This window comes from Campylobacter curvus (assembly GCF_013372125.1).
GTDB lineage: Bacteria > Campylobacterota > Campylobacteria > Campylobacterales > Campylobacteraceae > Campylobacter_A > Campylobacter_A curvus.
On the sequence record NZ_CP053826.1, the window covers coordinates 185,554 to 206,170 of the forward strand.

The following is a 20,617-nucleotide window of genomic DNA, read 5'->3' on the forward strand; positions in this document are numbered from 1 at the left end:
CTAAATTTTTAAAGGTATTTGATGCTTTTAAAAATTTAGATCTTGGTTTGATCTATCATGGGAGAAAAACATGCAAGGACTACTAAACTGGGAGGCGATAAGAGAGCTTAGATTTGCCGATCTATCGGACGCAAACGGCAGGGTGAACCGCATTAACTGGGACGATGTGGCGGATATGTATAACGAGATGGTAAAGCTTGAGCGCGACTTCACGCTAAAACAGGTCGAAATTTTGCCCGTCACGAGCGCAGATAGCGTCGCGGACATCGGCTGTGGCACGGGTAGGCTGAGCGTACCGATAGCGCGCATCGCAAAAAGCGTGACCGCCGTCGATGCGTTTGCTAAAATGCTGCACCACTGCGAGGCAAACGCCAAGGAGGCGGGCGTGAAAAATATAAAATTCCTTAAAAAAAGTTGGCTCGATAGTGACGCGACGGAAGTTATCGGACGCCACGACGTCGTCATCGCCTCGCGTTCGCTAGGGCTTGGCGACATCAAAAAGCTAAACAAGATCGCGCGAAAATTCGTCTGCCTGATCTGCTTTTTAGATGACGAGCCAAGCTTGCGGCAAATTCAGCTTGATCTGCTCGATGGCGTCGCGCAGGATGCACCAAAAACTAGCGGCAAAGACGCCGTCAAAAATGCTCGCCAAGATACGAGCAAAAATAATAGGATGTTTGGCTACAACGTCACTTTCAACATGCTTTACGACATGGGCGCAAACGTAAATGTCCGCGTACTGGACGACGGCTACGAGGCGGTATTTGCGAGCAAGGAGGAGGCATACGCGCACTTTAAATTTGCAGGCGACGTGCCCGCTAAAAGGGAGAAAATTTACCGCGCAAATGTAGATAAATATCTGCAAAAATTTGAGGGCGGATACCGATTTTTCCGACCGACCAAAAGCTACGTGATGTGGTGGGACGCGCGCGAGCTCGCTGACAGGGCGGGCTGATAAATCGCCCAAATCAAAAAGGAAAATTTTGAACAACACAAAGATCATCATTTTACTCTGCGTGCTCGTCGTTATTTTCGCGTTTGCGTCGATCGGCGCGGGCAGATACGGGCTAAATTTCACCCAGATAGCGCAAAATTTACAGACATTTTTCTTTGGCGGCGAGCCCGCAGACGCGCAGGCCTATACTATCATCACGCAGATACGCTTGCCGCGCATACTTTTTGCCCTGCTCGTGGGGGCTGCGCTTGCCGCTAGCGGCGCGGTGTATCAAGGGCTCTTTCGCAACCCTCTCGTCTCGCCCGATATACTTGGCGTCAGCAGTGGTGCGGCGGTGGGAGCTAGCATCGCGATCATCTTGTCGCTGCCAAATTTTGGCGTGCAGGTCATGGCGTTTGCTTTTGGGCTGGGCGCGGTCGTGCTGGTCGTATTTCTAAGCTCGCTCATCGCAAAAGGTAAGATAAACGTGCTCGTGATGGTGCTTTGCGGCGTCGTGATCTCCTCGCTTTTTGGAGCGGCTAGCTCGCTGCTTAAATTTCTAGCTGATAGCGACGATAAGCTGCCTGAGATCACGTTTTGGCTCATGGGCAGCCTCGCTCGCACGGGCGGATACGCAAACGTCGCCTACCTGGCGTGCGTGGTCGCGCTTTGCTTCGTGCCGCTTTTTTTACTGCGCTGGCGGCTAAACATCCTGGCATTTGGCGAGGACGAGGCCAAGAGCATGGGTGTGAATGTGAAATTTTACAACTTCGTCATCATCTGCGCATCCACGCTTTTGACGGCTAGCTGCGTGGCGTTTTGTGGCATCGTGGGCTGGATAGGACTCGTGATCCCGCACATCGCGCGATTTGCGGTGGGAGCGGACTTTAAGACGCTACTACCAGTCTCGATGCTAGGCGGCGGGCTGTTTTTGCTCGTCGTCGATACCGCCGCACGTAGCATACTAGCCAGCGAAGTGCCTCTTGGCGTGCTCACATCGCTCGTTGGCGCACCGGTCTTCATCTATCTGCTTTATCGTAGCAAAAAGGGCTGGCTGTGAAATTTAAGATCCAAAATTTAAGCTGCGGATATGGTGAAAAGTGCGTTGTAGAGGGGTTTGACGCTGCGCTTGATGACGGCGAAATTTTATGCGTGCTGGGTGCGAACGGCATAGGCAAGACGACGCTTTTTAAGTCCGTTTTGGGCTTTTTAAAGCCCCTTGGCGGCAGCGTTTTTGCGGAGCATGAGCAGCTTCTTAGCCTTAGCGATAAAGAGCGCGCAAAGCTCGTTAGCTACGTGCCGCAAGCTCACACGCCGCCGTTTCCTTTTAAAGTCATGGACGTCGTGATAATGGGCAGATCGCCGCACCTTGGGCTGTTTGAAAGCCCGTCAAAAAGGGACTTTGCTATCGCTGAGGCGACACTTCATAAGCTTGGTATGAGTGCGTTTAGGGATAAAATTTACACCGATCTAAGCGGCGGCGAGCGTCAAATGGTGCTCATCGCCAGAGCCCTCGCGCAAGAGGCTAAGATCATGATGCTAGACGAGCCCACGGCGAACCTTGACTTTGGCAATCAAATCCGCGTGCTAAGCGAGATAAATAAGCTAAAAGCGGCGGGCTTTATCATCGTGATGACGTCGCACTCGCCAGAGCATGCCTTTTATACTGGCAGTAAAGTCGCCCTGCTGATGCGAGGAAAGTGCCTTTACGGCGAGGCTGGCGAGATCGTCACGAGTGAAAATTTAAAAGCGGCTTACGGTGTGGATGTCAGAGTGGAAAAAGTGATCGTAGATGGAAGGGAAAAATTTGTATGCGTGCCGATGGTGTGAGGATTTGCTGGGCTTTTAAATTTAAGGGCTTTGTTTTTAAAGGGTGTTGATATCCTTAAACGATCGCTTCGCAAATCTTACTTGCTCCGCAAGGCGCCGAACGTATAGCACGATTTACGCGGTCAGCTACCGCTTCCCTGTAAATCGGCGGCGATAGCGTCGCTTCACAAGATTTGACTACGCTAGAGCGTTATATAATTTAAAAAGGAAAAACCATGTTCAAAAAAATTTTGTTTTTAGCATTGACTGCGGTCATTTTACAGGCCAGGATGGTCACGGACAGCGAGGGCAAGGAGGTGCGCATCCCTGATGTGGTGGAGCGCGCGACACCGATGATAGGGGCTTTCGTGCAGATGAGTGCGATGCTGGGGCAACAGGAGAAGATCATCTCGGGCGCGTCTCGTCTGCCGCCACTCATGGCTAAAATTTTCCCTAAAATCCGCACTAGCGGCAATCAAAGCGGCATGTTAGGAAGCAGCGTTGAGACGCTCATCGCGTCAAAAACACAGGTCGTCTTTGGGCCTGTGTCGATGATGTTTGACGAAAATCAGATCGAGCAGCTAAATGCCGCCGGAGTCGCGGTCGTGAGGCTCGATAAATTTGGCACGATCGGCGAGATAAAGGCGTGCGTGAACAAGATAGCTGAGATCTTAGGCGGCAAAAGCGTGCAAAGAGCGGCTGAATTTAATGCCTATTTTGACGAAAATGTTAAATATGTGCAAGAAAAAACGGCGAATTTAAAGCAAAAAAGAAGCGTTTTGGCTCTAAATTTCAACTCTGGCGACTTATCGACCATCGGTGCGAACGACATCGGAGCCGAGTATATCAAGGTTGCTGGCGGTATAAATTTAAGCTCGGACATGGACCCTGCGTCGTTTAAGATCTCAAAAACGATAAACGAGGAGCAAGTCGTGCTCTACGACCCTGACGTCATCATCACAAACTCGCCCGAGAGCAAGGCGCAGATCATGAAAAATGCGTCGTTTCAGGGCATAAAGGCGGTCAAAAATGCCAAGGTCTTCGTCGTACCAAGCGGGGTGTATCTATGGAGCGTGCGAAGTGCCGAGGGTGCGTTGCAGCCGCTTTGGCTGGGCAAGATGATATATCCTGAGCTATTTGCCGAGCTAAATTTGGAGCAAAAAACGAAGGAATTTTATAAGAAATTTTACGACTACGAGCTAAGTGACGATGAGGTCAAAAATATATTAAACCCAAAGTCAAATTTCTAGCTAGATTCGCATTATAGGCGCTTTGCTTGGTTTTTTAAAAATCCCTTGATCTTCTCTCTCGTGGCGTCCGGCTCGCCGATGAAAATTTTGCTAAATTGCGAGCGGTTGAAGGTGCGTTGGCGCTTGGCGAGCTGGGCCGTGTGCGTGCAGATGAGCGAGGCTAGCTCCTCGTGCGATATCTTGGCGTCAAAAAAGTCTGCGCACTCCTTTAGCCCGATCGATCTTAGCGGCTTTGCCTCGCGTCCGTAGGTGTCAAATAAAAATTTCGCCTCCTCCAGCAGTCCTGCCTCAAACATCGCCTGTGTGCGCCTTTGTATGCGCTCTCTTATCGCTTGTGTCGGCCATAAAATTTCAAATATCGCGAGCTCTTTTATCACGGGCTCGCTAGTATTTTCTCTTAGCCAGATACTGGGCGCAGCGCCGCTAAATTTATAGATTTGATACCATTTTTCAAGGCGGTAGCTGTCATTGGGACTGAATTTAGCGCAAAATTTAGGATCGATCCTGGCCGCTAGGGCGTAAATATCATCGTTACTTAAAGCCTTCTCACATTTTGGTACGTCAGGAGCCAATCCGTTTAGCATCGATCTTAGATAAAAGCCGCTGCCGCCGGTGATGATGAGCGGACAGTCCGCGTTTAGAGCGTAGTCTTTGGCGTGCTCGTAAATTTTAAAAAACATGCCGACGCTAAAATTTTCGTTTGGATAGATCTCGTCTATGCCAAAATGCTTTACGCTAGCTAGCTCTTCGCGGCTTGGCTTCGCACTTGCGATATCGATTTGCTTGTAGAGCGCCAGGCTATCAAGGCTTAAGATAACGCCGCTAAATTCTTGTGCGATTTGCAGTGCGAGCGCGCTTTTACCGCTTGCGGTGGTGCCGATGATGGCAAATTCGCAAAACAATCTCAGCCCTGATAAAATCCGCTAAAAAGCAGCAGCTCGTTGATGTCGATGTTTTCTTTATCCTCGCTTATGAGGTGCGCCACGAGGCGAGCGCTAGCCGGTGCGAAGCTAAGCCCGAGCCAGCCGTGCCCCATGCTAAAGACTAAGTTTTTATAGACCTCGTCGCGCCCGATCAAAGGCATGTCGTTTGGCGTCAGCGCGATGAAATTTGCCCTGTATCTTGGCTCTTTTAGCTCGCATGTCGTGCCAAAGGGCTTTAGCGCGTTTAGAAATTCATTTATTTTATCCATGCGAACTAGGGTGTCGATGTTGCCTATTTGTAGGCCCGATGTGATCTTGACGCCGTCCGCTTTAGGCGTTATTTTGGCGAATAGATCGTTTAAAACGACCGGCTTTGAGGGGATCTTTTCTGCACTAAATTTCAGATCGACGCTGTAAAATTTAGACGGGATCAAATTTAGCTTCGAGCCCAGACGGCTTGCGAGTAGGGTGTCTATACCGGAGGCCAGCACGAAAGTATCGGCCTCGTAGGCATTTTCTTTGCCGATGGCTTTAGCGATGAGATTGCCGCTAAATTCCCACGAAGCGATCTCGTCCTTAACGATGTTTGCGCCTAAATTTTCGAGCTCTCTTTTTAGGGCGTCAGCCAAATTTTGCACGTCTATTTGGGCGTTTTGCTTTAGATCTATGATGCCTTTTATATTTTGATTTAAAAATCCAAGCTCGTTTTTCATGCCCTCAACGTCTAAAATTTCTTGCGTTTGATCGCCTAGTTTGATGCTATCTAAGCGTTTTTTAAAGCTATTTTCATCGGTAAAGACTAAAAATTGACCGTTTCGTTTGAAATCTATCTGAGGGTATTTTTCGTTTAGCTGAGCGTAAATTTCATAGCTCTCGCCGCCAAATTTTTCAAATAAAATTTGCGATCTCTTGATGCGTTCGTCGTTTATACTAAGGCTAAATTTCGTCATCCAGCTGCGAAAATTTTCATTTAGGATGGGGCTGATACTAAGCTCGCTAGTGCCCGCAAAGAGGCGCTTTAATGAGCCTGATATGACGCCATCGTGTGCTAAAGGAGGCGTCTTGAACGCGCTTAATATCCCGCTAATATCGTAATCGCCGTCTCCTCGCTCGATCACTAAGACGTCTTCGCCGTTTTTTGCCAGCTCGTAAGCGCTCATCAGTCCGCTGACGCCAGCACCGATAACAACGACCTTGCTCATATCCGCCCCTTTTTCTTGAATTTGTCCGATTATAACAATATAAATTTAAATTTAAAGCAAAAGAGTGTAAAATCCTTAAAATTTGAAACGGAAATATATGGAAAATTTTATAAAAAAGCTAAAAGATATCGGCGAACTCATCGTTTTCAAGCACTCGGTATTCGCGCTTCCTTTTATCTTTACGGCGATGATAGTGGCTAGCAAACAAGTAAACGACTCGGCTTGGTTTGGCTTTAGATTACTGATTTTAGGGGCCTTGTGCGCGGTCTCGGCTAGAAATTTCGCGATGGCGTTTAACCGCTACAAAGACGAGGACATCGACAAACTAAACCCGCGAACGGCGAATCGTCCGAGCGTGGACGGTCGCATCGGCAAAGACAATATGCGAATTTTCATCGCTGCAAATGGCGTGATATTCATCGTTTGTGCTTATTTTATAAATTCGCTCGCATTTTGGCTGAGCTTTCCTATCTTGGCGGTTTTGGCAGGGTATTCGATATTTAAGCGCTTTAGCGAGCTAGCGCACCTTGTTTTGGGCCTTAGTCTGGGGCTGGCGCCTATCGCGGGGGCGGTCGCAGTGAGCGCGCAGATCCCGCTTTGGAGCGTTTTGCTCTGCCTTGGCGTAATGTTTTGGGTGGGAGGATTTGACCTGCTTTATTCGCTGCAAGATATAGAATTTGACCGTGAGCACGGACTTTTTAGCATACCTTCCGTTTATGGCGACAAGGCGACGCTATTCATATCGGCTATTTTTCACGCTTTGTCTGTGATATTTTGGCTGCTTTTTGCTTGGGCGGTAAATTTAGGCGGCTTTGCGTTTTTTGGGATATTGCTAAGCGGCGTGATTTTGTGGCAGGAGCATAGGATCGTTAGGCGCGATTTTAGCAAGATAGACCGCGTGTTTTTCACGTTAAACGGCTATCTTGGAATTTTATTTTTTATATTTGTTTGGATGAGTGTATTATGAGTGATATTCGTTTGATCCCTGCTCCTCTTGATATGGAATTTGAGCTTGACGAGGCGGGCGATAAAAAATTTTTGAGAGAATTCAACTCCGTGCTTCCTGGCGATGAAGACCCGCTTGGAGCGTGGCTAAAGCGCGCTAAATCGCGCGGAGAGACCAAAGACAGCGATCAGGTTTTACTGACGCTTATGATCGAGCTTCACAGAAAGGTCGATGCGCTCAGCGAATATGTCAGAAACGAGCACAAGCGCTATCTGCCTTTAAGCAAGAGCGTGAAAATAGACGCCATAGGCTTTGAGTATGTGCGCATAAGCGAGCATAAATTTGAAGCCAACAAGCGATATTACGCGAGAATTTTGATGCCGGTCTTCCCTAAACGCACCATGGCCCTTTATCTGCTAGCCCTTGATGAGCGCACGGCAAAGATAGATACGATGCACGAAGAGGACGAGAGCGACTGGAACGCCTATGTGACCGCTAGGGAGCGCGTGATGATAAGAGAGCTGAGATCTGGCTCATAAAGGAAAAAGATGGAAATTTATCTATTTGGCGGCTTTAGCATAGTTTTGATCATCATCATCGCGTTGATATTTATAAAAGACGCCGAGACGAACAAGCGCTTTACTAGATACGAGCGCGCCATAGAAAGCGCTATGCAGGAGAATTTCAACCTAAAAAAACAGATCGCATCTTTGGCGAATTTCAAGCATGACGATCCTGACGAGCTTGACGAAATGAAAAAGGAGCTCGAAAAGAATTTACAAACCGAGCTGAACGAAAAGATCGTGCCTATCATCAAAGCCATAAAGAGCATCGAGCGCGTCATAGACGAGTTTGCCAGCGAGCAAAAGGATAGGATTTTCACTCTTGAGGAGCGCACCCGCGATATCGGCAAGATAACGCCAAGCGCGCAGGACGAAGAGGAGCAGATCGTGAGGATGTTCAACTCCGGCAAGAGCATAGAGAGCATCGCAAAGGACCTGCACCTGGGCGTAGGCCGAGTGGAATTCGTGCTAAAGCTTCATCAGCTGGCTTAAATTTAAAATTTTAAAGTAGGCCTGAGACGAACTCAAGCCATTTGTAAAGTCTAAAAATTATATTTAAACTCCATATAATACGATCTTCCCTCTCCAGGTAGGTATTTATCATCTACGGCACTTTGGTAAGTGTAATACTTTTTATCAAATAAATTTTTCACGCCCGCAAAGACATTTAAATTTTTATATGTGTAGTTTAGCCCGATGTCGGTCAAGAGATAGCTTTTTGTATATTCGTTATTTTGCATCTTGCCGTCACTATCGTTTTTACCGCCGTCAAGTGCCTTTGAAAGATATGTTAAATTTACAAAGCTTGACACATTTTGCGTAAATTCATAGCTAGCCCCCGCAGTAGCTTTCACTTTAGATACGTAAGGGACTCGTTTGCCGTCATTCACGCCTTTTGTGACCTTTGCGTCTATATAGCTCATGCTTTGAGAAAGTGTGAGCTTGTCAAAATTTTGAGCTAAATTTAGCTCCGCTCCGATCCTACGCGTTTCGTCAAGATTATAATACTGCCAATAAGCGCCCATCGTAGCGTGCGGATCACCGGTATATGTGATCTCATCCTTTGTCTTGGTGTAGTATAAAGCAAGAGCGATTTCGCTGAAATCAAATAAATAATCCTTTACTCCCACTTCAAAAGTGTCGAATGTTTCTGGATCAAGATCTGATGCGTAATACGGATTTGCACCAGTTCGTCTGTTTGTCAGCTGAGACGGAGAGGGAGAGAGGAAGCCGCGCTCATATTTGGCATAGATGCGCCCAGTGTCTGAGTATTTGTATGTAGGTGTAAATTCAAGCGCGTAGTTGTTAGAATGATCTTTAGTGTTATAAATCGTCGTCGTATCGGTTATCCTGGTCATCGCTCCTATTTTCATATTCATATAGTTATGATAGTTCCTGTCGCTTTTATAGCCTGCATGCTCGTATCTAGCGCCGGCTGTTAGGATAAAGCTATCGTTAAATTCGTGAGAGTCCATGACAAAAACTGAGTGCGTCTCTTTTTTCATATTTAGTTTCGTTGTCATAACGTGAGAATTTACGGTTGCAGGCCCTGACGATACCCCACCATAAGAGACGATGTGATGGCGTAAAGCTTCGCGATATTTAAAGTCATAGCCAAAAATCAGATATGAATTTCTCATGTAATTATACTTTGCCTTTAAATTCACGCCGCTTATCTCATCGTTAAATCTACTACCTGTTCCATCGGCCATGACTACCAGCGAGTTGTAATTATAAGGAGACAATCGCTCTTTATAATATATTTTTTGCTTTTGCCAAAAGGCTAGTGCGTTTAGCTCCCAACTATCACTAATCTTGTGCGTTACGTCCAGGCTGATCTCTGGGCGAGTGGTTTTTGTTTTTATGCTTCCATCGGCTTTTTGGCGCGGATCGGCGTCTATTTGAGCTTTAGTAAGATAGCCACTCGTATCCTCGTTTGCTTGATAGAAGTTGTAATTTAATGTCAAATTTGTGTTATCGGCTATATCGGCATATATTTTTGAAGCAGAATAAAATCCCTTTTTCTTATCTCCTTGTCTATAACCGTGTCCGTTAAACGCGTCTAAATTTGTGCTAAAGGCAAAATTATCGGTAAATTTTTTAGATAGTCCGAGGTTGAAATTTGATAAAAGAGTATTTGAGTAGTCATAGGTATTAAATTTCACACCAAAAGACGCTGCATCTTCTTTTGATTTTTTAGTGATTATATTGATGACTCCACCTCTAGTGCCGTTTCCATAAAGCACCGAACCGCCACCAGGGATTATTTCGATACGCTCGACATTTTCGATACTGACGCTATCTATCGGAGTTACTCCGTGCGAGTTATCGAGCACATTTATAGGGCGATTATCTACCATCACCTTTACAGCGACATTTGCTTTGGAGCCTTGTCCGCGCATATCGATGTTTCTACCAAGCCCCGTATCTACGAAGCTGATCGCACTTACGCGTTCTAAAGCTTGCCTTATCGATGTATATCCGCGTTCATGTATCGTTTGAGAATCTACAATGATAACATTTCTTAAATTTTCATCAGCATTTTGTTCAAAACCAGTGGCAGATACCACAATATTTTCAAGTTTTACCTCTTTGGTGTTTCCCTGTTCCGCGCCGTTTGCAAAAGAGCAGAACAAAACGGCGCAGAGCGCCAAACTCCTTTTTCTCATTTAAGATTCCTTTTAAAAATATTAATATTGATAGCTCGTATCATACAGAAATATACTTAATATTACATTTAAATTTTTGATAAATTTTATATATTTTTGATTCAAATTTTACAGGATATATAAATTCCAAAATATAAAATTTCATATAAAAAATTTTATGTGTATTTAAAATTTTTAACATATAATTAACGAACCAACAAGGTAAAAATAAAGCCTTAACCAAGCTTTCAAAGGTGCATCATGCTTGTAGATAAATATGGTCGGGTGGTTGATTATTTGCGTATTTCCGTTACGCAGCGCTGTAATTTCAGGTGCAGGTATTGCATGCCGACGACGCCTTTTAGCTGGACGCCAAGAGAAAATTTGCTCAGCTTCGAGGAGTTGTTTTTGTTTGTCAAGGTCGCTATAGACGAGGGCGTGACAAAGATACGTTTGACCGGTGGCGAGCCGCTGGTGCGTAAAGATCTTGATGTGTTCGTAAAGATGATAAGCGACTATAAGCCGGACATCGATCTGGCGCTTACGACTAACGGCTTTATGCTGCGCCACTACGCAAAGAAGCTAAGAGACGCAGGGCTAAAGCGCATAAATATGTCGCTTGACACGCTTAACGAACAAAAGGCTAAATTCATAGCTCAAAAGAGCGTTTTACACGAGGTTTTGACCGGGTTTGAGGCTGCTCTTGACGCGGGGCTGAAGGTAAAGATAAACACGGTCGCGTTAAAGGGCGTGAACGACGACGAGCTGATAAATTTGCTTGAATTCGCAAGGTTTAGGAATTCACAGATAAGATTTATCGAATATATGGAAAATTCTCACGCGAAAGACGATCTAAAAGGTCTAAAAAGTGATGAAATTTTAGACATCATTTCACAAAAATACAATGTCACGAAGGATGAAAAGTTGCCAAACGCACCGGCCTCGATCTACCGTCTGGACGACGGATATAAATTCGGTATCATCGATCCGCACAAGCATGACTTTTGCGAGAGTTGCAACCGCATCCGCCTAAGTGCCGAGGGACTGCTCATACCGTGTTTGTATTTCGAGGACGCGCTTAGCATAAAAGACGCCGTCAGTCGCGGCGACATCGTAGGAGCGAGCGAAATTTTAAGACAAGTTTTGGCTAATAAGCCCAAAGAGAACAAATGGGCTGTCGGGGCCGCTAACGAGACCTCCTCGCGCGCCTTTTATCAAACGGGCGGGTGATGCGAGGCGGCAGCAGAGGACTGGAGCTTGTCGAGAGCTTTTTGAGCGTTCAGGGCGAAGGTGCTTACCAGGGCAGGCTCGCCGTATTTTTGCGATTTTTTGGCTGCAATCTAAACTGCATCGGCTTTGACGTAAAAACAAGATCAAACAAAACGGGCGAAATTTTGATCGGCTGCGATAGCGCAAGGGCCGTTTTTAAAGGACATTTTAAGCCCAAGAGATACTCTGGCGACGAAATTTTATTGCTTGTAAAAGATATATGCAAAGGGCTAAAGACCCGACCTATCGTCGTTCTGACCGGTGGCGAACCTCTCATACATCACAAAAATGAAAATTTCATAAATTTAGTACAAAATTTGCTGGATCTTGGCTTTGATGTGCATTTTGAGACAAACGGCACGATCGAGGTGAATTTTGTAAAATTCCCGGTATATAAAAAATGTAAATTCGCACTTGGCATAAAGCTCGCAAACAGTGGCGTGAGCGTAGATAAACGTATAAATATGAAGGCGATAGAGGCGATTTGCAAAAATGCTAAAGAGAGCTTTTATAAGTTTGTTTTAAGCTCGCCTGGCGATAATGACTTGGAACAAATTTTGCAAGTGCTGAAGATATCGGATGCGCCTGTTTGGTGCATGGCGATGGGCGCTAGTAGGAGCGAGCTGGAGCAAAATGCGCCAAGGGTCGCAGATTTTGCTATAAAGCATGGATTTAACTACTCTGAGCGCATCCACATCAGGCTTTGGGATAAAAAAGAGGGTGTTTGATGATAATACGAAAACTTTTTACGTTTGAAAACGCGCATATCGTGAGGTTTTGTAGCTCAAAGCGCTGCAGGACGAGCATCCACGGCCATAGCTACAAGGCTGAGGTGCTGCTAAGCTCAAATTTTTTGGATAATGCCGGCATGGTTTATGATTTTGGCTTGATGAAGCAAAACATCAAGTGCATAATCGACAGCTTCGATCACGCTACGACGATATTTTCAGGCGACGAGGCGGAGTATAAAAACGATCTCAAAAAGCACTCCGCGCGCTGGGTAGAGATCTCGCTAAATCCCTCGGCGGAGCAGTTTTGCAGGATATTTTTCGTCATCATCGATAGGCTTTTGAGCACTACTATCATGCAAAACGGCGAGCGCGAGGTGAAGCTAGAGAGTATAATCGTGCATGAGACGGATACGGGCTATGCGCAGTGCTTTAGAGATGATGCTTATAACGCGAAAATGGGTGAGATAAATTTAGACCGGATCGTATTTTCGCAGGCCGTGATCGACGAGTGGGACGATAAAGAGCTGTTTGAAAAGATAAAATTTAAAAAGCCTATCGTAAATGCTAAGGATGTTTAATGAAATTTTATAAAATTTTGATTTTGGCGATATGTGCGAGCGTTTTTATAGGATGCGGCGATGAAAAGAGCGATACCGCGCCTAAAAGTGAGCCGGTACCAAGCGACGTTTCCATCGCTCAGCCGGACGCAAACGTCAGCATAGATGAGAATTTACCGCCGGAACCGGCCATAGAAGATACGCAAAACGCACAAAAATAGGGCGAAATTTGAACCAATATCTAAGTGGGCTTTACGCCTACACTTTCCCGATACATCAAGGCTTCATGCATGTTTTACTGCTGCTTTGCGTCATATATCTTTTTTTGACGCAGTTTGGCATAGATACCAAAAACTACGTGCTTCGTATCAGATATTTTTTACCGATTTATCACATGCTTTTAAGCTTCATGATCCTTACGGGGCTTATTTTAGCGGCCGCTTATAACTACGAGCTAAGCTTTAAAGCCGTAAAAATGATAGTCGTAATAGTGGCGCTGATAGCTATTAGTGGGGTTGGGTTTAAAAAGCTGAAATTTTACGCGCGCGCCAAGCAGCTGGCTAAATTTAGGCGATTCGCCCTGTTTCAGAGCTTGGCTGAAATTTTACTCATAATCATCGCGGGGTATTGATTTGCAGTTTTTATACGACGCTATGGCCGGCTGTGAAAATTTAAAGATCATAAACGAAGCATTTTTGCACCTTAAGGCACGTAGAGCAAAAGTCGGCGAACGCGTAAATTTAAGAAATTTAAAAGACGGCAAGGACTATCTTTATGAGATAGAAGAATTTGGACGTAAAGATGCCAAGCTAAGGCTTGTTTTCACATCGACGCTTGCGGCTATAAGCTATAAATTTAGCCTGGCTTGGGCGGTCGTGGATCCAAAAACTGTCGAGAAGACGACCCCTTTTTTAAACGAGCTTGGCGTTGGCAAACTCATTTTCGTTTATACGAAATTTTCGCAGGCGAATTTTAAGATAGACGTGAAGCGCCTTGAATATATAAGTGCGCTTTCTTGCGAACAGTGCGGACGAGGCTCGCTGATGAGCTTTGAAATTTATAAAAATTTAGATGAATTTCTGGCTGTCTATAAAGATGTCGCGCTCGTAAATTTCGGCGGTAAAAATTTAGCCGAGTATAAAGGAGAGTTGCTTTTTATCGGCCCTGAGGGAGGTTTTGCTCCAGATGAGACGCGCAAGATAATTTCTAGCTACTCGCTTGATACAAATAGCATTTTAAGGTCACAAACCGCGGCTGTGAGTGTGGCTAGCAAATTTTTAGTGTAGCTCATTTGATTTTTTAAGCTTTTTTTAGTATAATCCCAGCTTGCTTAAATAAAAAACAGTCAAACTAATAAAGGAAAAATTATGAAAAAAGAGATACATCCGGAGTATATCGATTGCACCGTTACTTGCGCATGTGGCAACACTTTTAAAACAAAATCGAACAAAAGCGAGATCAAGATCGACATTTGCGACAAATGCCATCCGTTTTTTACAGGTAGCGAAAAGATCGTAGATAGCGCCGGCCGCGTCGAGAAATTCAAGAAAAAATACGCATTAAACTAAGCCTTGCTTTATTTTGTTCCTACTCCGATAGGAAATTTAGAAGACATCTCGCTTCGCGCGATCAGCGTTTTGCGCGGATGCGAGGTGATCATCTGCGAAGATACGAGAGTCAGTAAAAGTCTCGTAAATCTACTAAACGACCGCTTTGACGCGAACATAAACATACGAAATTTCATCCCCCTACATACTCACAACGAGGCTAATTTTTTTGCAAATTTAGATGAAAATTTTTTTGATAAAAACGTGGCTTATATGAGCGACGCGGGTATGCCAGGTATCAGCGATCCAGGAGTGGCGCTCGTTAGATACGCTCAAAAAAACGGCATCGCTTATGAAATTTTAAGCGGAGCCAACGCTGCACTCTTGAGCGTTGTAGCAAGCGGATTTTGTGATAAGGAATTCGTATTTTTAGGCTTTTTGCCAAATACCGGCAAAGATAGGAATTTAGCCATACAAAACGCCCTAAATTTGGCCTACCCATGCGTGATCTATGAAAGTCCGAAGCGTATTTTGAGCCTTATTGAAAATTTAGCGAAATTTGATAGCGAGCGTGAAATTTTTGTCATAAAAGAGGCGACTAAAAAATTTGAGACGAAATTTAAAGGCAGCGCCAAAGGTGTCGCAAACGAGCTAAAAGACGCCAACTTAAATGGCGAGTGGTGCGTAGTCGTCTCGCAAAATCGCAATGTAGCGTCGCAAACCATAAGCATAGACGATGTAAACGCCCTTGATATCGCGCCAAAAGCAAAAGCTAAGCTACTAAGCAAGATCACGGGACGAGACGTAAAAAAGATATACTCCGAGCTTATAGCCTCTTTGTAACCGCATTTTAGCGGTTGTGTATTTTGCCTGATATATTTGAGCGTTTCTTCAAAAATAAGTTAAATTTTACTTGATTTTGGGTATCATCAAGCCCATGATAATATACGGGAAGCAGCTATTTTTGCATATTTTGGATAAGCATCCGCAAACGATAGAAGAGATATATCTCTCAAAAGAGTGCGATAAAAAATTATTTTCGCGCATTTGCGGTGTCGGTAAGCATATATCTCGTGTGGATAATCAAAAGGCTCAGTCCTTGGCTCGAGGCGGCAACCATCAAGGCTTTTTGGCCAAGGTCGGCGAATATGAATTCGCCGCGATAAACGAGCTAAAAAAGATGAGTTTCATTGCCGTGCTTTACGGCATCAGCGACGTAGGAAATATCGGAGCTATCGCGAGGAGCGCTTATGCGCTTGGCTGCGAGGGACTTGTCGTGGTTGCAAAGAGCATAAATATGGAAGGCGTTTTGCGCGCTAGTAGCGGTGCTGCTTATGAGATCCCAATAGTGCTTTTCGAGGACGGACTGAGTCTGCTAAACGAGCTCAAACAAAGCGGCTTTTGTCTTTATGCTACCGCTAGTAACGGCAAAAACGTGCATGAGATGAAATTTGATCCCAAGCGAGCACTGATAATGGGCTCGGAAGGCGAAGGCATCCCACAAAAGGCGCTCGCAAAATGCGACGAGTGCGTAGGGATAAAACTAAAAGAGGGCTGGGACTCGCTAAACGTGAGCGCGGCCTTTGCGATAATCTGTGATAGGATGATAAATGAATGAACTTGAAATTTTAAAAGAGATCGGCATCAAGGAAATTTCGCGAAAGACACACATCGAGCCCGTTTTTTTACAAAGTATCGTAGATAAGGATTTTGCCAAGCTCGTGCGCCTAAACGCCAAGGGTTACATCAAAATTTTGCAACGTGAATACAACATCGACCTTGGATGGTGGCTGGAAGAATACGAAGCCTTTTTGAGCGAAAACAAGCCAGACGAGAGCAAAAAAACGAAGATAAATCCTAAAATTTCATCATACACGAGCGACGAGATAGTCACGCAAAGATCCGGCGGTTCGCTAGGCTGGCTGTTTTGGGTCGTCATACTGGCGCTCATAGCGTTTGGTGCTTATTATTTTGATATCTACAAATACGCCCAAAGCATACCGTCGTTTTTCAACGATGAGAACAGAAGCGCGGTGTATTCGGAGTCTAGCATCGTAAGCGAAGTAAAAAAAAATATCATAGATACGAACATAACGATAACTCAAGCTGGCGGCGAGCGCTTAAGCGCGGATAAAAATGCCAGCCAAAGTGAGCGAGAGGTCACGGCGCCCGCAGAGCAGAATTTAAGCGCTCCGCAGCTCGCGGCACAAGATGTGAAACTAGATCAAAACGCCGGCACGCAAAGCTCGGCGCTAGAAAAGCTCACTACGAGCATCTCCTCAAAGGACACTAACGCAAGCGAGGTCATCGGCTCTGCGGACGAAGCCTTGATAATCCCAAAACAAAAGGTCTGGATAGGCATCATAAATTTAGAAAACGGACAGAAAATTTCAAGCGATTCGAATAAAAATATTTCTATAAATTTAAAACAAAGACAGCTCGTCGTCTGTGGCAACGGCTCGATAGAGCTAAAGGTCGGAGATAAGGTCAGCAGATTCACACCCAGCAGGCCGGCTAGATTTTTAGTCGAAAACGGCGAGATAAAGTCCATAAGCTACGATGAATTCATCGCTTTGAACAAGGGCAAATCTTGGTAAAATTCCTAGCCTTGCAGGCTCTTTTTTGCTCCCTGCTCTTTGCTGCGAGCGCTACTCTTAGTGCGCAGGCTCTTAGCGCCGATGCCTCGGCCGCTCGCTCTCTTTTTAGCGATGAGAGTAAATTTGTCGATGAAAAAGGCTTCGTAAAGACAAAGGAGATAGTCGGTCTCTTGCAAGAAAACGGGCTTTTTGATGCGGCGTCATTTTCCTCTTCGAGCTTAAATTTAAAATTTACCACGAACGATGAAATTTCGCCTGCGATTTTTGTAAAAGCCCTAAATTTCAGCCTTGATATGATGGGCGTAAATATCGCCAGAGTCAATGAATTTTCAAATTTATCGCCTATTTCTTACTCTCTCATCGCGCTTAAAAGTGGTGGTATCGACCCCGTTTTGCTCGCTCAGGCTCTTGATGCAAGCGGCTTTGGGATTTTAGAATTTAGCAGACAAGGTGGCAATCTGGTCATCAGCCTTGAGGCAAAAGACGCACAGATAAAAAGCGGTGAGCCTATTTTTGGCGAGGAGTTTGTTTTACCGCGTTCTGCCGGGGCGTATTTTTTAAACACGAGCGGTGCTAGCGAGCTTGAGATCGTCTCTAACGAGCCTAGCCGCTGGGTGCCTTTGGTGAGGATCTATGATAAAAATTTAGAGCAGATAGTGAGCTTTGAAGAGCACAAGGCGATGCACAAATACGACTTACAGCTGCCAAGCGACGCCAAATACGTGCTGATAAGTGATAATATCGACATAAATAACATAAAAAACGACATAAGCGTAAAGCTTAGCAAATAGGAGGAAGCGATGTTTGACGAGATTAGGTTCAACACGATCGAGAGGCTACCAAATTACGTATTTGCCGAGGTGAATGCGATAAAAATGGCCGCACGTAGAAATGGCGAGGACATCATCGATTTTTCGATGGGAAACCCTGAAGGCCGCACGCCTCAGCACATCGTAGATAAGCTCTGTGAGAGCGCGCAAAAGGATAAAACGCACGGATATTCGGCGAGTGCCGGAATTTACAAGCTTCGTCTTGCTATTTGCAACTGGTACAAGCGAAAATACGATGTAAATTTAGACCCGGATACCGAGGCTGTGGCGGTCATGGGCAGCAAAGAGGGCTTCGTGCATCTTACTCAAGCTATCATAAACCCGGGCGACGTCGCCGTAGTGCCGGATCCTGCATATCCGATACACACGCAAGCTTTTATAATCGCCGGCGGGAACGTCGCAAAGATGCCGCTAGTTTATAATGAAAAATTTGAGCTTGACGAGAATAAATTTTTTGAAAATTTACAACAAACTATCCACGCCAGCTCGCCAAAGCCAAAATATGTAGTTGTAAATTTCCCGCACAATCCAACGACAGTCACCGTGCAAAAGAGCTTTTACGAGCGACTGGTAGCGATGTCTAAAAAAGAGAGATTTTACATCATCTCCGATATCGCCTATGCGGACCTCACGTTTGATGGCTACAAAACGCCTAGTATCTTTGAGGTCGATGGGGCAAAAGACGTCGCGGTGGAGTGCTACACGCTTTCAAAAAGCTACAATATGGCAGGCTGGCGCGTAGGCTTCGTGTGCGGCAACAAACGCCTTTGCGCTGCGCTTAAAAAGATCAAATCATGGTTTGACTACGGCATGTTCACGCCGATACAAGTCGGTGCGACCGTGGCACTTGACGGGCCGCAAGAGTGTGTGAGCGAAATTTGCAAAATTTACGAGAAGCGCCGCGATGTGCTTATCGAAGTCTTTGAAAATGTGGGCTGGAGCATGCAAAAGCCAAGGGCCAGTATGTTTGTCTGGGCGAAGCTGCCGCCGCAAGTAGGCAACATAGGAAGCCTTGAGTTTTCAAAGCAGCTACTGACAAAAGCTTGCGTAGCTGTGAGCCCCGGTGTGGGCTTTGGCGAAGGTGGCAACGACTACGTCAGGATCGCTCTCATAGAAAATGAAAACCGTATCCGTCAAGCGGCCAGAAATGTCAAAAAATATTTGAAAGAATTTTAATGAATGTAGCAATCTTGGGCGTTGGCGTCGTCGGTAGCGAGGTCGCTAATATCCTTTTAAAAAATAAAAAGATCATTACCGCAAGAAGCGGCCAGCAGATAATCCCGGTCGTTGGTGTGGTGCGAAATTTAGACAAAAAGCGAAACGTGAAGATACCGCTTAGCGCCGATATCGATAGTGTTATAAAGCGCGATGATATCGATGTTTATGTCGAGCTTATGGGCGGAGTGGACGAGCCTTACCGCGTGGTGAGCGAAATTTTAAAACGCAAAAAAGCGGTCGTCACCGCGAATAAGGCGCTCTTGGCATATCACCGCTTTAAACTGCAAAATTTAGCCGCCGATACGCCCTTTGGCTTTGAGGCGAGCGTGGCCGGAGGCATACCTATCATAAAGACGCTACGCGAAGGGCTAAGTGCAAACCATATCCTCTCGATCAAAGGCATAATGAACGGCACGAGCAACTTTATCCTTACATCGATGATGAACGGCGGAGCGAATTTCGACGAAGCGCTGAGGACCGCTCAAAATTTAGGATATGCCGAGGCCGATCCTACCTTTGATATCGGCGGCTTTGATGCGGCGCATAAGCTGCTTATCCTTGCCAGCATCGCATACGGCGTGCACGGCGATCCCGAGGATATTTTGATCGAGGGCATCGAGCGGATAACGAAAGAGGATATATTTTTCGCAAATGATTTTGAATACGTGATAAAGCTGCTGGCTATCGCCAAAAAGGTAGGCGAAAAGGTCGAGCTGCGCGTGCATCCGGCCCTTGTGCCAAAAGACAAGATGATAGCCAAGGTCGATGGAGTGATGAACGCAGTCAGCGTCGTAGGTGACGCGGTCGGCGAGACGATGTATTACGGCGCTGGAGCGGGCGGAGCGGCTACGGCAAGTGCCGTGATAAGCGATCTAATCGACATCGCAAGAGGGCTTAAAACCCCTATGCTAGGCTACAAATCGCCCCTTGAAAAAGAGCTCAAGCTGCTTGCTCAAGATGAAATTCGCACGAAATATTATTTTAGACTGCGCGTCGAGGACAAGGTCGGCGTGCTGGCGAAGATCACAAATTTGATGAGCGAAAATCACCTTTCTATCGATAGCTTTTTACAAAAGCCAGTCACCAAAAGCGAGGGCGAGGTAACGCTATTTTTCACGACGCATACGAGCTTGGAGGCTGACGTCAAAAGCGTAATAGGGCTTTTGAAAAAGCAAAATTTCATAAAAGAAGATCCGTTTATGATAAGGATCGAAGAGTAGTGGGACTTAGAGAGTATCTCTTTGGCAAAAGCTCGGAAGATAAGGCCAGTAGGTACCTAGAGAGGCTGAAATTTAAAATAATCGAGCGAAATTTTCACTCAAAATTCGGCGAGATAGATATCATCGCCTTAAAAGATGAAATTTTGCACTTTATCGAGGTCAAGGCGACTGATGGCGATTACGAAGCGCAGTATAGATTGACCGCGTCAAAATACGCTAAAATTTTAAAAGCGGTCGATTATTATTTGCTTAAAAATGGCGGGAATTTTGATTTTCAGATCGATTTGCTCGTCATAAAAAAAGACGAATTCGAGCTGATAGAAAATATTAGTTTATAAAAATTATTATTTAGAAAAAATTCAGAAAAATTGGT

General features: G+C 45.5%; 24 protein-coding genes. 21 read left to right on the forward strand and 3 right to left on the reverse strand.

Annotated elements, in window-relative coordinates:
• The first annotated feature begins 70 nt into the window (after positions 1-70).
• The 4 genes from CCVT_RS00935 (at position 71) to CCVT_RS00950 (ending at position 3,993) form a co-directional block, all read left to right on the forward strand.
• On the forward strand, positions 71-955 hold the full coding sequence (locus CCVT_RS00935; protein WP_018137406.1) for a class I SAM-dependent methyltransferase: 885 nt from the start codon (positions 71-73) through the stop codon (positions 953-955).
• A gap of 28 nt (positions 956-983) precedes the next feature.
• Complete coding sequence (locus CCVT_RS00940) at positions 984-1,994, forward strand: FecCD family ABC transporter permease (protein ID WP_018137407.1); 1,011 nt, start codon at positions 984-986, stop codon at positions 1,992-1,994.
• Positions 1,991-2,764, forward strand: a complete 774-nt coding sequence (locus CCVT_RS00945; protein WP_018137408.1) for an ABC transporter ATP-binding protein — start codon at positions 1,991-1,993, stop codon at positions 2,762-2,764. The genes CCVT_RS00940 and CCVT_RS00945 overlap by 4 nt, the downstream gene beginning before the upstream one ends.
• Before the next feature lie 215 nt (positions 2,765-2,979).
• Complete coding sequence (locus CCVT_RS00950) at positions 2,980-3,993, forward strand: ABC transporter substrate-binding protein (protein ID WP_018137409.1); 1,014 nt, start codon at positions 2,980-2,982, stop codon at positions 3,991-3,993.
• 11 nt (positions 3,994-4,004) lie between these two features.
• Here CCVT_RS00950 and miaA read toward each other — a convergent pair whose 3' ends face one another.
• Complete coding sequence (gene miaA / locus CCVT_RS00955) at positions 4,005-4,895, reverse strand: tRNA (adenosine(37)-N6)-dimethylallyltransferase MiaA (protein ID WP_018137410.1); 891 nt, start codon at positions 4,893-4,895, stop codon at positions 4,005-4,007.
• A 2-nt stretch (positions 4,896-4,897) separates the two neighbouring features.
• Entirely contained in the window at positions 4,898-6,118 is a 1,221-nt protein-coding gene (locus CCVT_RS00960) for an NAD(P)/FAD-dependent oxidoreductase (protein WP_018137411.1), read from the reverse strand.
• Positions 6,119-6,215: 97 nt separating this feature from the next.
• On the opposite strand from CCVT_RS00960, the gene mqnP reads away from it, so the two are divergent.
• From mqnP to CCVT_RS00975, 3 genes are read left to right on the forward strand one after another with little or no spacing between them, the layout of a single operon-like run.
• Positions 6,216-7,085 carry a menaquinone biosynthesis prenyltransferase MqnP gene (gene mqnP, locus CCVT_RS00965; protein WP_018137412.1) on the forward strand — a complete coding sequence of 290 codons (870 nt, stop codon included), beginning with the start codon at positions 6,216-6,218 and terminating at the stop codon, positions 7,083-7,085.
• Positions 7,082-7,603 carry a hypothetical protein gene (locus tag CCVT_RS00970; RefSeq protein WP_169765130.1) on the forward strand — a complete coding sequence of 174 codons (522 nt, stop codon included), beginning with the start codon at positions 7,082-7,084 and terminating at the stop codon, positions 7,601-7,603. The genes mqnP and CCVT_RS00970 overlap by 4 nt, the downstream gene beginning before the upstream one ends.
• 9 nt (positions 7,604-7,612) lie before the next feature.
• On the forward strand, positions 7,613-8,119 hold the full coding sequence (locus CCVT_RS00975) for a DUF6115 domain-containing protein (protein ID WP_018137414.1): 507 nt from the start codon (positions 7,613-7,615) through the stop codon (positions 8,117-8,119).
• Positions 8,120-8,169: 50 nt separating this feature from the next.
• Here the strand turns inward: CCVT_RS00975 and CCVT_RS00980 are convergent, their stop codons facing one another.
• Positions 8,170-10,296 (reverse strand): TonB-dependent receptor family protein, encoded by a 2,127-nt coding sequence (locus tag CCVT_RS00980; RefSeq protein ID WP_018137415.1) that lies wholly within the window; start codon positions 10,294-10,296, stop codon positions 8,170-8,172.
• 240 nt (positions 10,297-10,536) lie between these two features.
• Between CCVT_RS00980 and moaA the strand changes: the two genes are divergently transcribed.
• From moaA to CCVT_RS01050, 14 genes are all read left to right on the forward strand, one after another.
• Positions 10,537-11,505 carry a GTP 3',8-cyclase MoaA gene (moaA, locus tag CCVT_RS00985; RefSeq protein ID WP_018137416.1) on the forward strand — a complete coding sequence of 323 codons (969 nt, stop codon included), beginning with the start codon at positions 10,537-10,539 and terminating at the stop codon, positions 11,503-11,505.
• 20 nt (positions 11,506-11,525) lie between these two features.
• A complete protein-coding gene (locus tag CCVT_RS00990; RefSeq protein ID WP_026175551.1) occupies positions 11,526-12,272 on the forward strand; it encodes a 7-carboxy-7-deazaguanine synthase QueE in 747 nt (248 codons plus the stop codon).
• Positions 12,272-12,853: a 6-pyruvoyl trahydropterin synthase family protein gene (locus CCVT_RS00995; RefSeq protein WP_026175552.1), complete on the forward strand. Its 582-nt coding sequence runs from the start codon at positions 12,272-12,274 to the stop codon at positions 12,851-12,853. Before CCVT_RS00990 ends, CCVT_RS00995 begins: the two co-directional genes overlap by 1 nt.
• Positions 12,853-13,053 (forward strand): hypothetical protein, encoded by a 201-nt coding sequence (locus CCVT_RS01000; protein WP_018137419.1) that lies wholly within the window; start codon positions 12,853-12,855, stop codon positions 13,051-13,053. Before CCVT_RS00995 ends, CCVT_RS01000 begins: the two co-directional genes overlap by 1 nt.
• A gap of 8 nt (positions 13,054-13,061) precedes the next feature.
• Complete coding sequence (locus tag CCVT_RS01005; protein WP_018137420.1) at positions 13,062-13,463, forward strand: hypothetical protein; 402 nt, start codon at positions 13,062-13,064, stop codon at positions 13,461-13,463.
• 1 nt (position 13,464) lies between these two features.
• Positions 13,465-14,118, forward strand: a complete 654-nt coding sequence (locus CCVT_RS01010; protein ID WP_018137421.1) for a 16S rRNA (uracil(1498)-N(3))-methyltransferase — start codon at positions 13,465-13,467, stop codon at positions 14,116-14,118.
• An 81-nt stretch (positions 14,119-14,199) separates the two neighbouring features.
• Positions 14,200-14,400 (forward strand): 50S ribosomal protein L31, encoded by a 201-nt coding sequence (rpmE, locus tag CCVT_RS01015; RefSeq protein WP_009649619.1) that lies wholly within the window; start codon positions 14,200-14,202, stop codon positions 14,398-14,400.
• Positions 14,401-14,403: 3 nt separating this feature from the next.
• Positions 14,404-15,222, forward strand: coding sequence for a 16S rRNA (cytidine(1402)-2'-O)-methyltransferase (gene rsmI, locus CCVT_RS01020; RefSeq protein WP_018137422.1), 819 nt, complete (start codon positions 14,404-14,406; stop codon positions 15,220-15,222).
• A gap of 94 nt (positions 15,223-15,316) precedes the next feature.
• Complete coding sequence (gene rlmB, locus CCVT_RS01025) at positions 15,317-15,997, forward strand: 23S rRNA (guanosine(2251)-2'-O)-methyltransferase RlmB (RefSeq protein ID WP_026175553.1); 681 nt, start codon at positions 15,317-15,319, stop codon at positions 15,995-15,997.
• Complete coding sequence (locus CCVT_RS01030) at positions 15,990-16,976, forward strand: hypothetical protein (RefSeq protein WP_009649505.1); 987 nt, start codon at positions 15,990-15,992, stop codon at positions 16,974-16,976. The genes rlmB and CCVT_RS01030 overlap by 8 nt, the downstream gene beginning before the upstream one ends.
• On the forward strand, positions 16,970-17,767 hold the full coding sequence (locus CCVT_RS01035; protein ID WP_018137424.1) for an HldE family sugar kinase: 798 nt from the start codon (positions 16,970-16,972) through the stop codon (positions 17,765-17,767). Before CCVT_RS01030 ends, CCVT_RS01035 begins: the two co-directional genes overlap by 7 nt.
• A gap of 9 nt (positions 17,768-17,776) precedes the next feature.
• Positions 17,777-18,982 (forward strand): LL-diaminopimelate aminotransferase, encoded by a 1,206-nt coding sequence (locus tag CCVT_RS01040; RefSeq protein WP_018137425.1) that lies wholly within the window; start codon positions 17,777-17,779, stop codon positions 18,980-18,982.
• A complete protein-coding gene (locus CCVT_RS01045; RefSeq protein ID WP_018137426.1) occupies positions 18,982-20,244 on the forward strand; it encodes a homoserine dehydrogenase in 1,263 nt (420 codons plus the stop codon). Before CCVT_RS01040 ends, CCVT_RS01045 begins: the two co-directional genes overlap by 1 nt.
• Complete coding sequence (locus tag CCVT_RS01050) at positions 20,244-20,582, forward strand: YraN family protein (protein WP_018137427.1); 339 nt, start codon at positions 20,244-20,246, stop codon at positions 20,580-20,582. Before CCVT_RS01045 ends, CCVT_RS01050 begins: the two co-directional genes overlap by 1 nt.
• The last annotated feature ends 35 nt before the right edge of the window (positions 20,583-20,617 follow it).

Excerpts from the sequence above, each read along its gene's own strand:
- CCVT_RS00935 (WP_018137406.1), top strand. The coding sequence starts at position 71 with ATGCAAGGACTACTAAACTGGGAGGCGATAAGAGAGCTTAGATTTGCC.
- CCVT_RS00950 (WP_018137409.1), top strand. The coding sequence starts at position 2,980 with ATGTTCAAAAAAATTTTGTTTTTAGCATTGACTGCGGTCATTTTACAG.
- CCVT_RS00960 (WP_018137411.1), bottom strand. The coding sequence starts at position 6,118 with ATGAGCAAGGTCGTTGTTATCGGTGCTGGCGTCAGCGGACTGATGAGC.
- mqnP (WP_018137412.1), top strand. The coding sequence starts at position 6,216 with ATGGAAAATTTTATAAAAAAGCTAAAAGATATCGGCGAACTCATCGTT.
- CCVT_RS00970 (WP_169765130.1), top strand. The coding sequence starts at position 7,082 with ATGAGTGATATTCGTTTGATCCCTGCTCCTCTTGATATGGAATTTGAG.
- CCVT_RS00975 (WP_018137414.1), top strand. The coding sequence starts at position 7,613 with ATGGAAATTTATCTATTTGGCGGCTTTAGCATAGTTTTGATCATCATC.
- CCVT_RS00980 (WP_018137415.1), bottom strand. The coding sequence starts at position 10,296 with ATGAGAAAAAGGAGTTTGGCGCTCTGCGCCGTTTTGTTCTGCTCTTTT.
- moaA (WP_018137416.1), top strand. The coding sequence starts at position 10,537 with ATGCTTGTAGATAAATATGGTCGGGTGGTTGATTATTTGCGTATTTCC.
- CCVT_RS00995 (WP_026175552.1), top strand. The coding sequence starts at position 12,272 with ATGATAATACGAAAACTTTTTACGTTTGAAAACGCGCATATCGTGAGG.
- CCVT_RS01000 (WP_018137419.1), top strand. The coding sequence starts at position 12,853 with ATGAAATTTTATAAAATTTTGATTTTGGCGATATGTGCGAGCGTTTTT.
- rpmE (WP_009649619.1), top strand. The coding sequence starts at position 14,200 with ATGAAAAAAGAGATACATCCGGAGTATATCGATTGCACCGTTACTTGC.
- rlmB (WP_026175553.1), top strand. The coding sequence starts at position 15,317 with ATGATAATATACGGGAAGCAGCTATTTTTGCATATTTTGGATAAGCAT.
- CCVT_RS01030 (WP_009649505.1), top strand. The coding sequence starts at position 15,990 with ATGAATGAACTTGAAATTTTAAAAGAGATCGGCATCAAGGAAATTTCG.
- CCVT_RS01040 (WP_018137425.1), top strand. The coding sequence starts at position 17,777 with ATGTTTGACGAGATTAGGTTCAACACGATCGAGAGGCTACCAAATTAC.
- CCVT_RS01045 (WP_018137426.1), top strand. The coding sequence starts at position 18,982 with ATGAATGTAGCAATCTTGGGCGTTGGCGTCGTCGGTAGCGAGGTCGCT.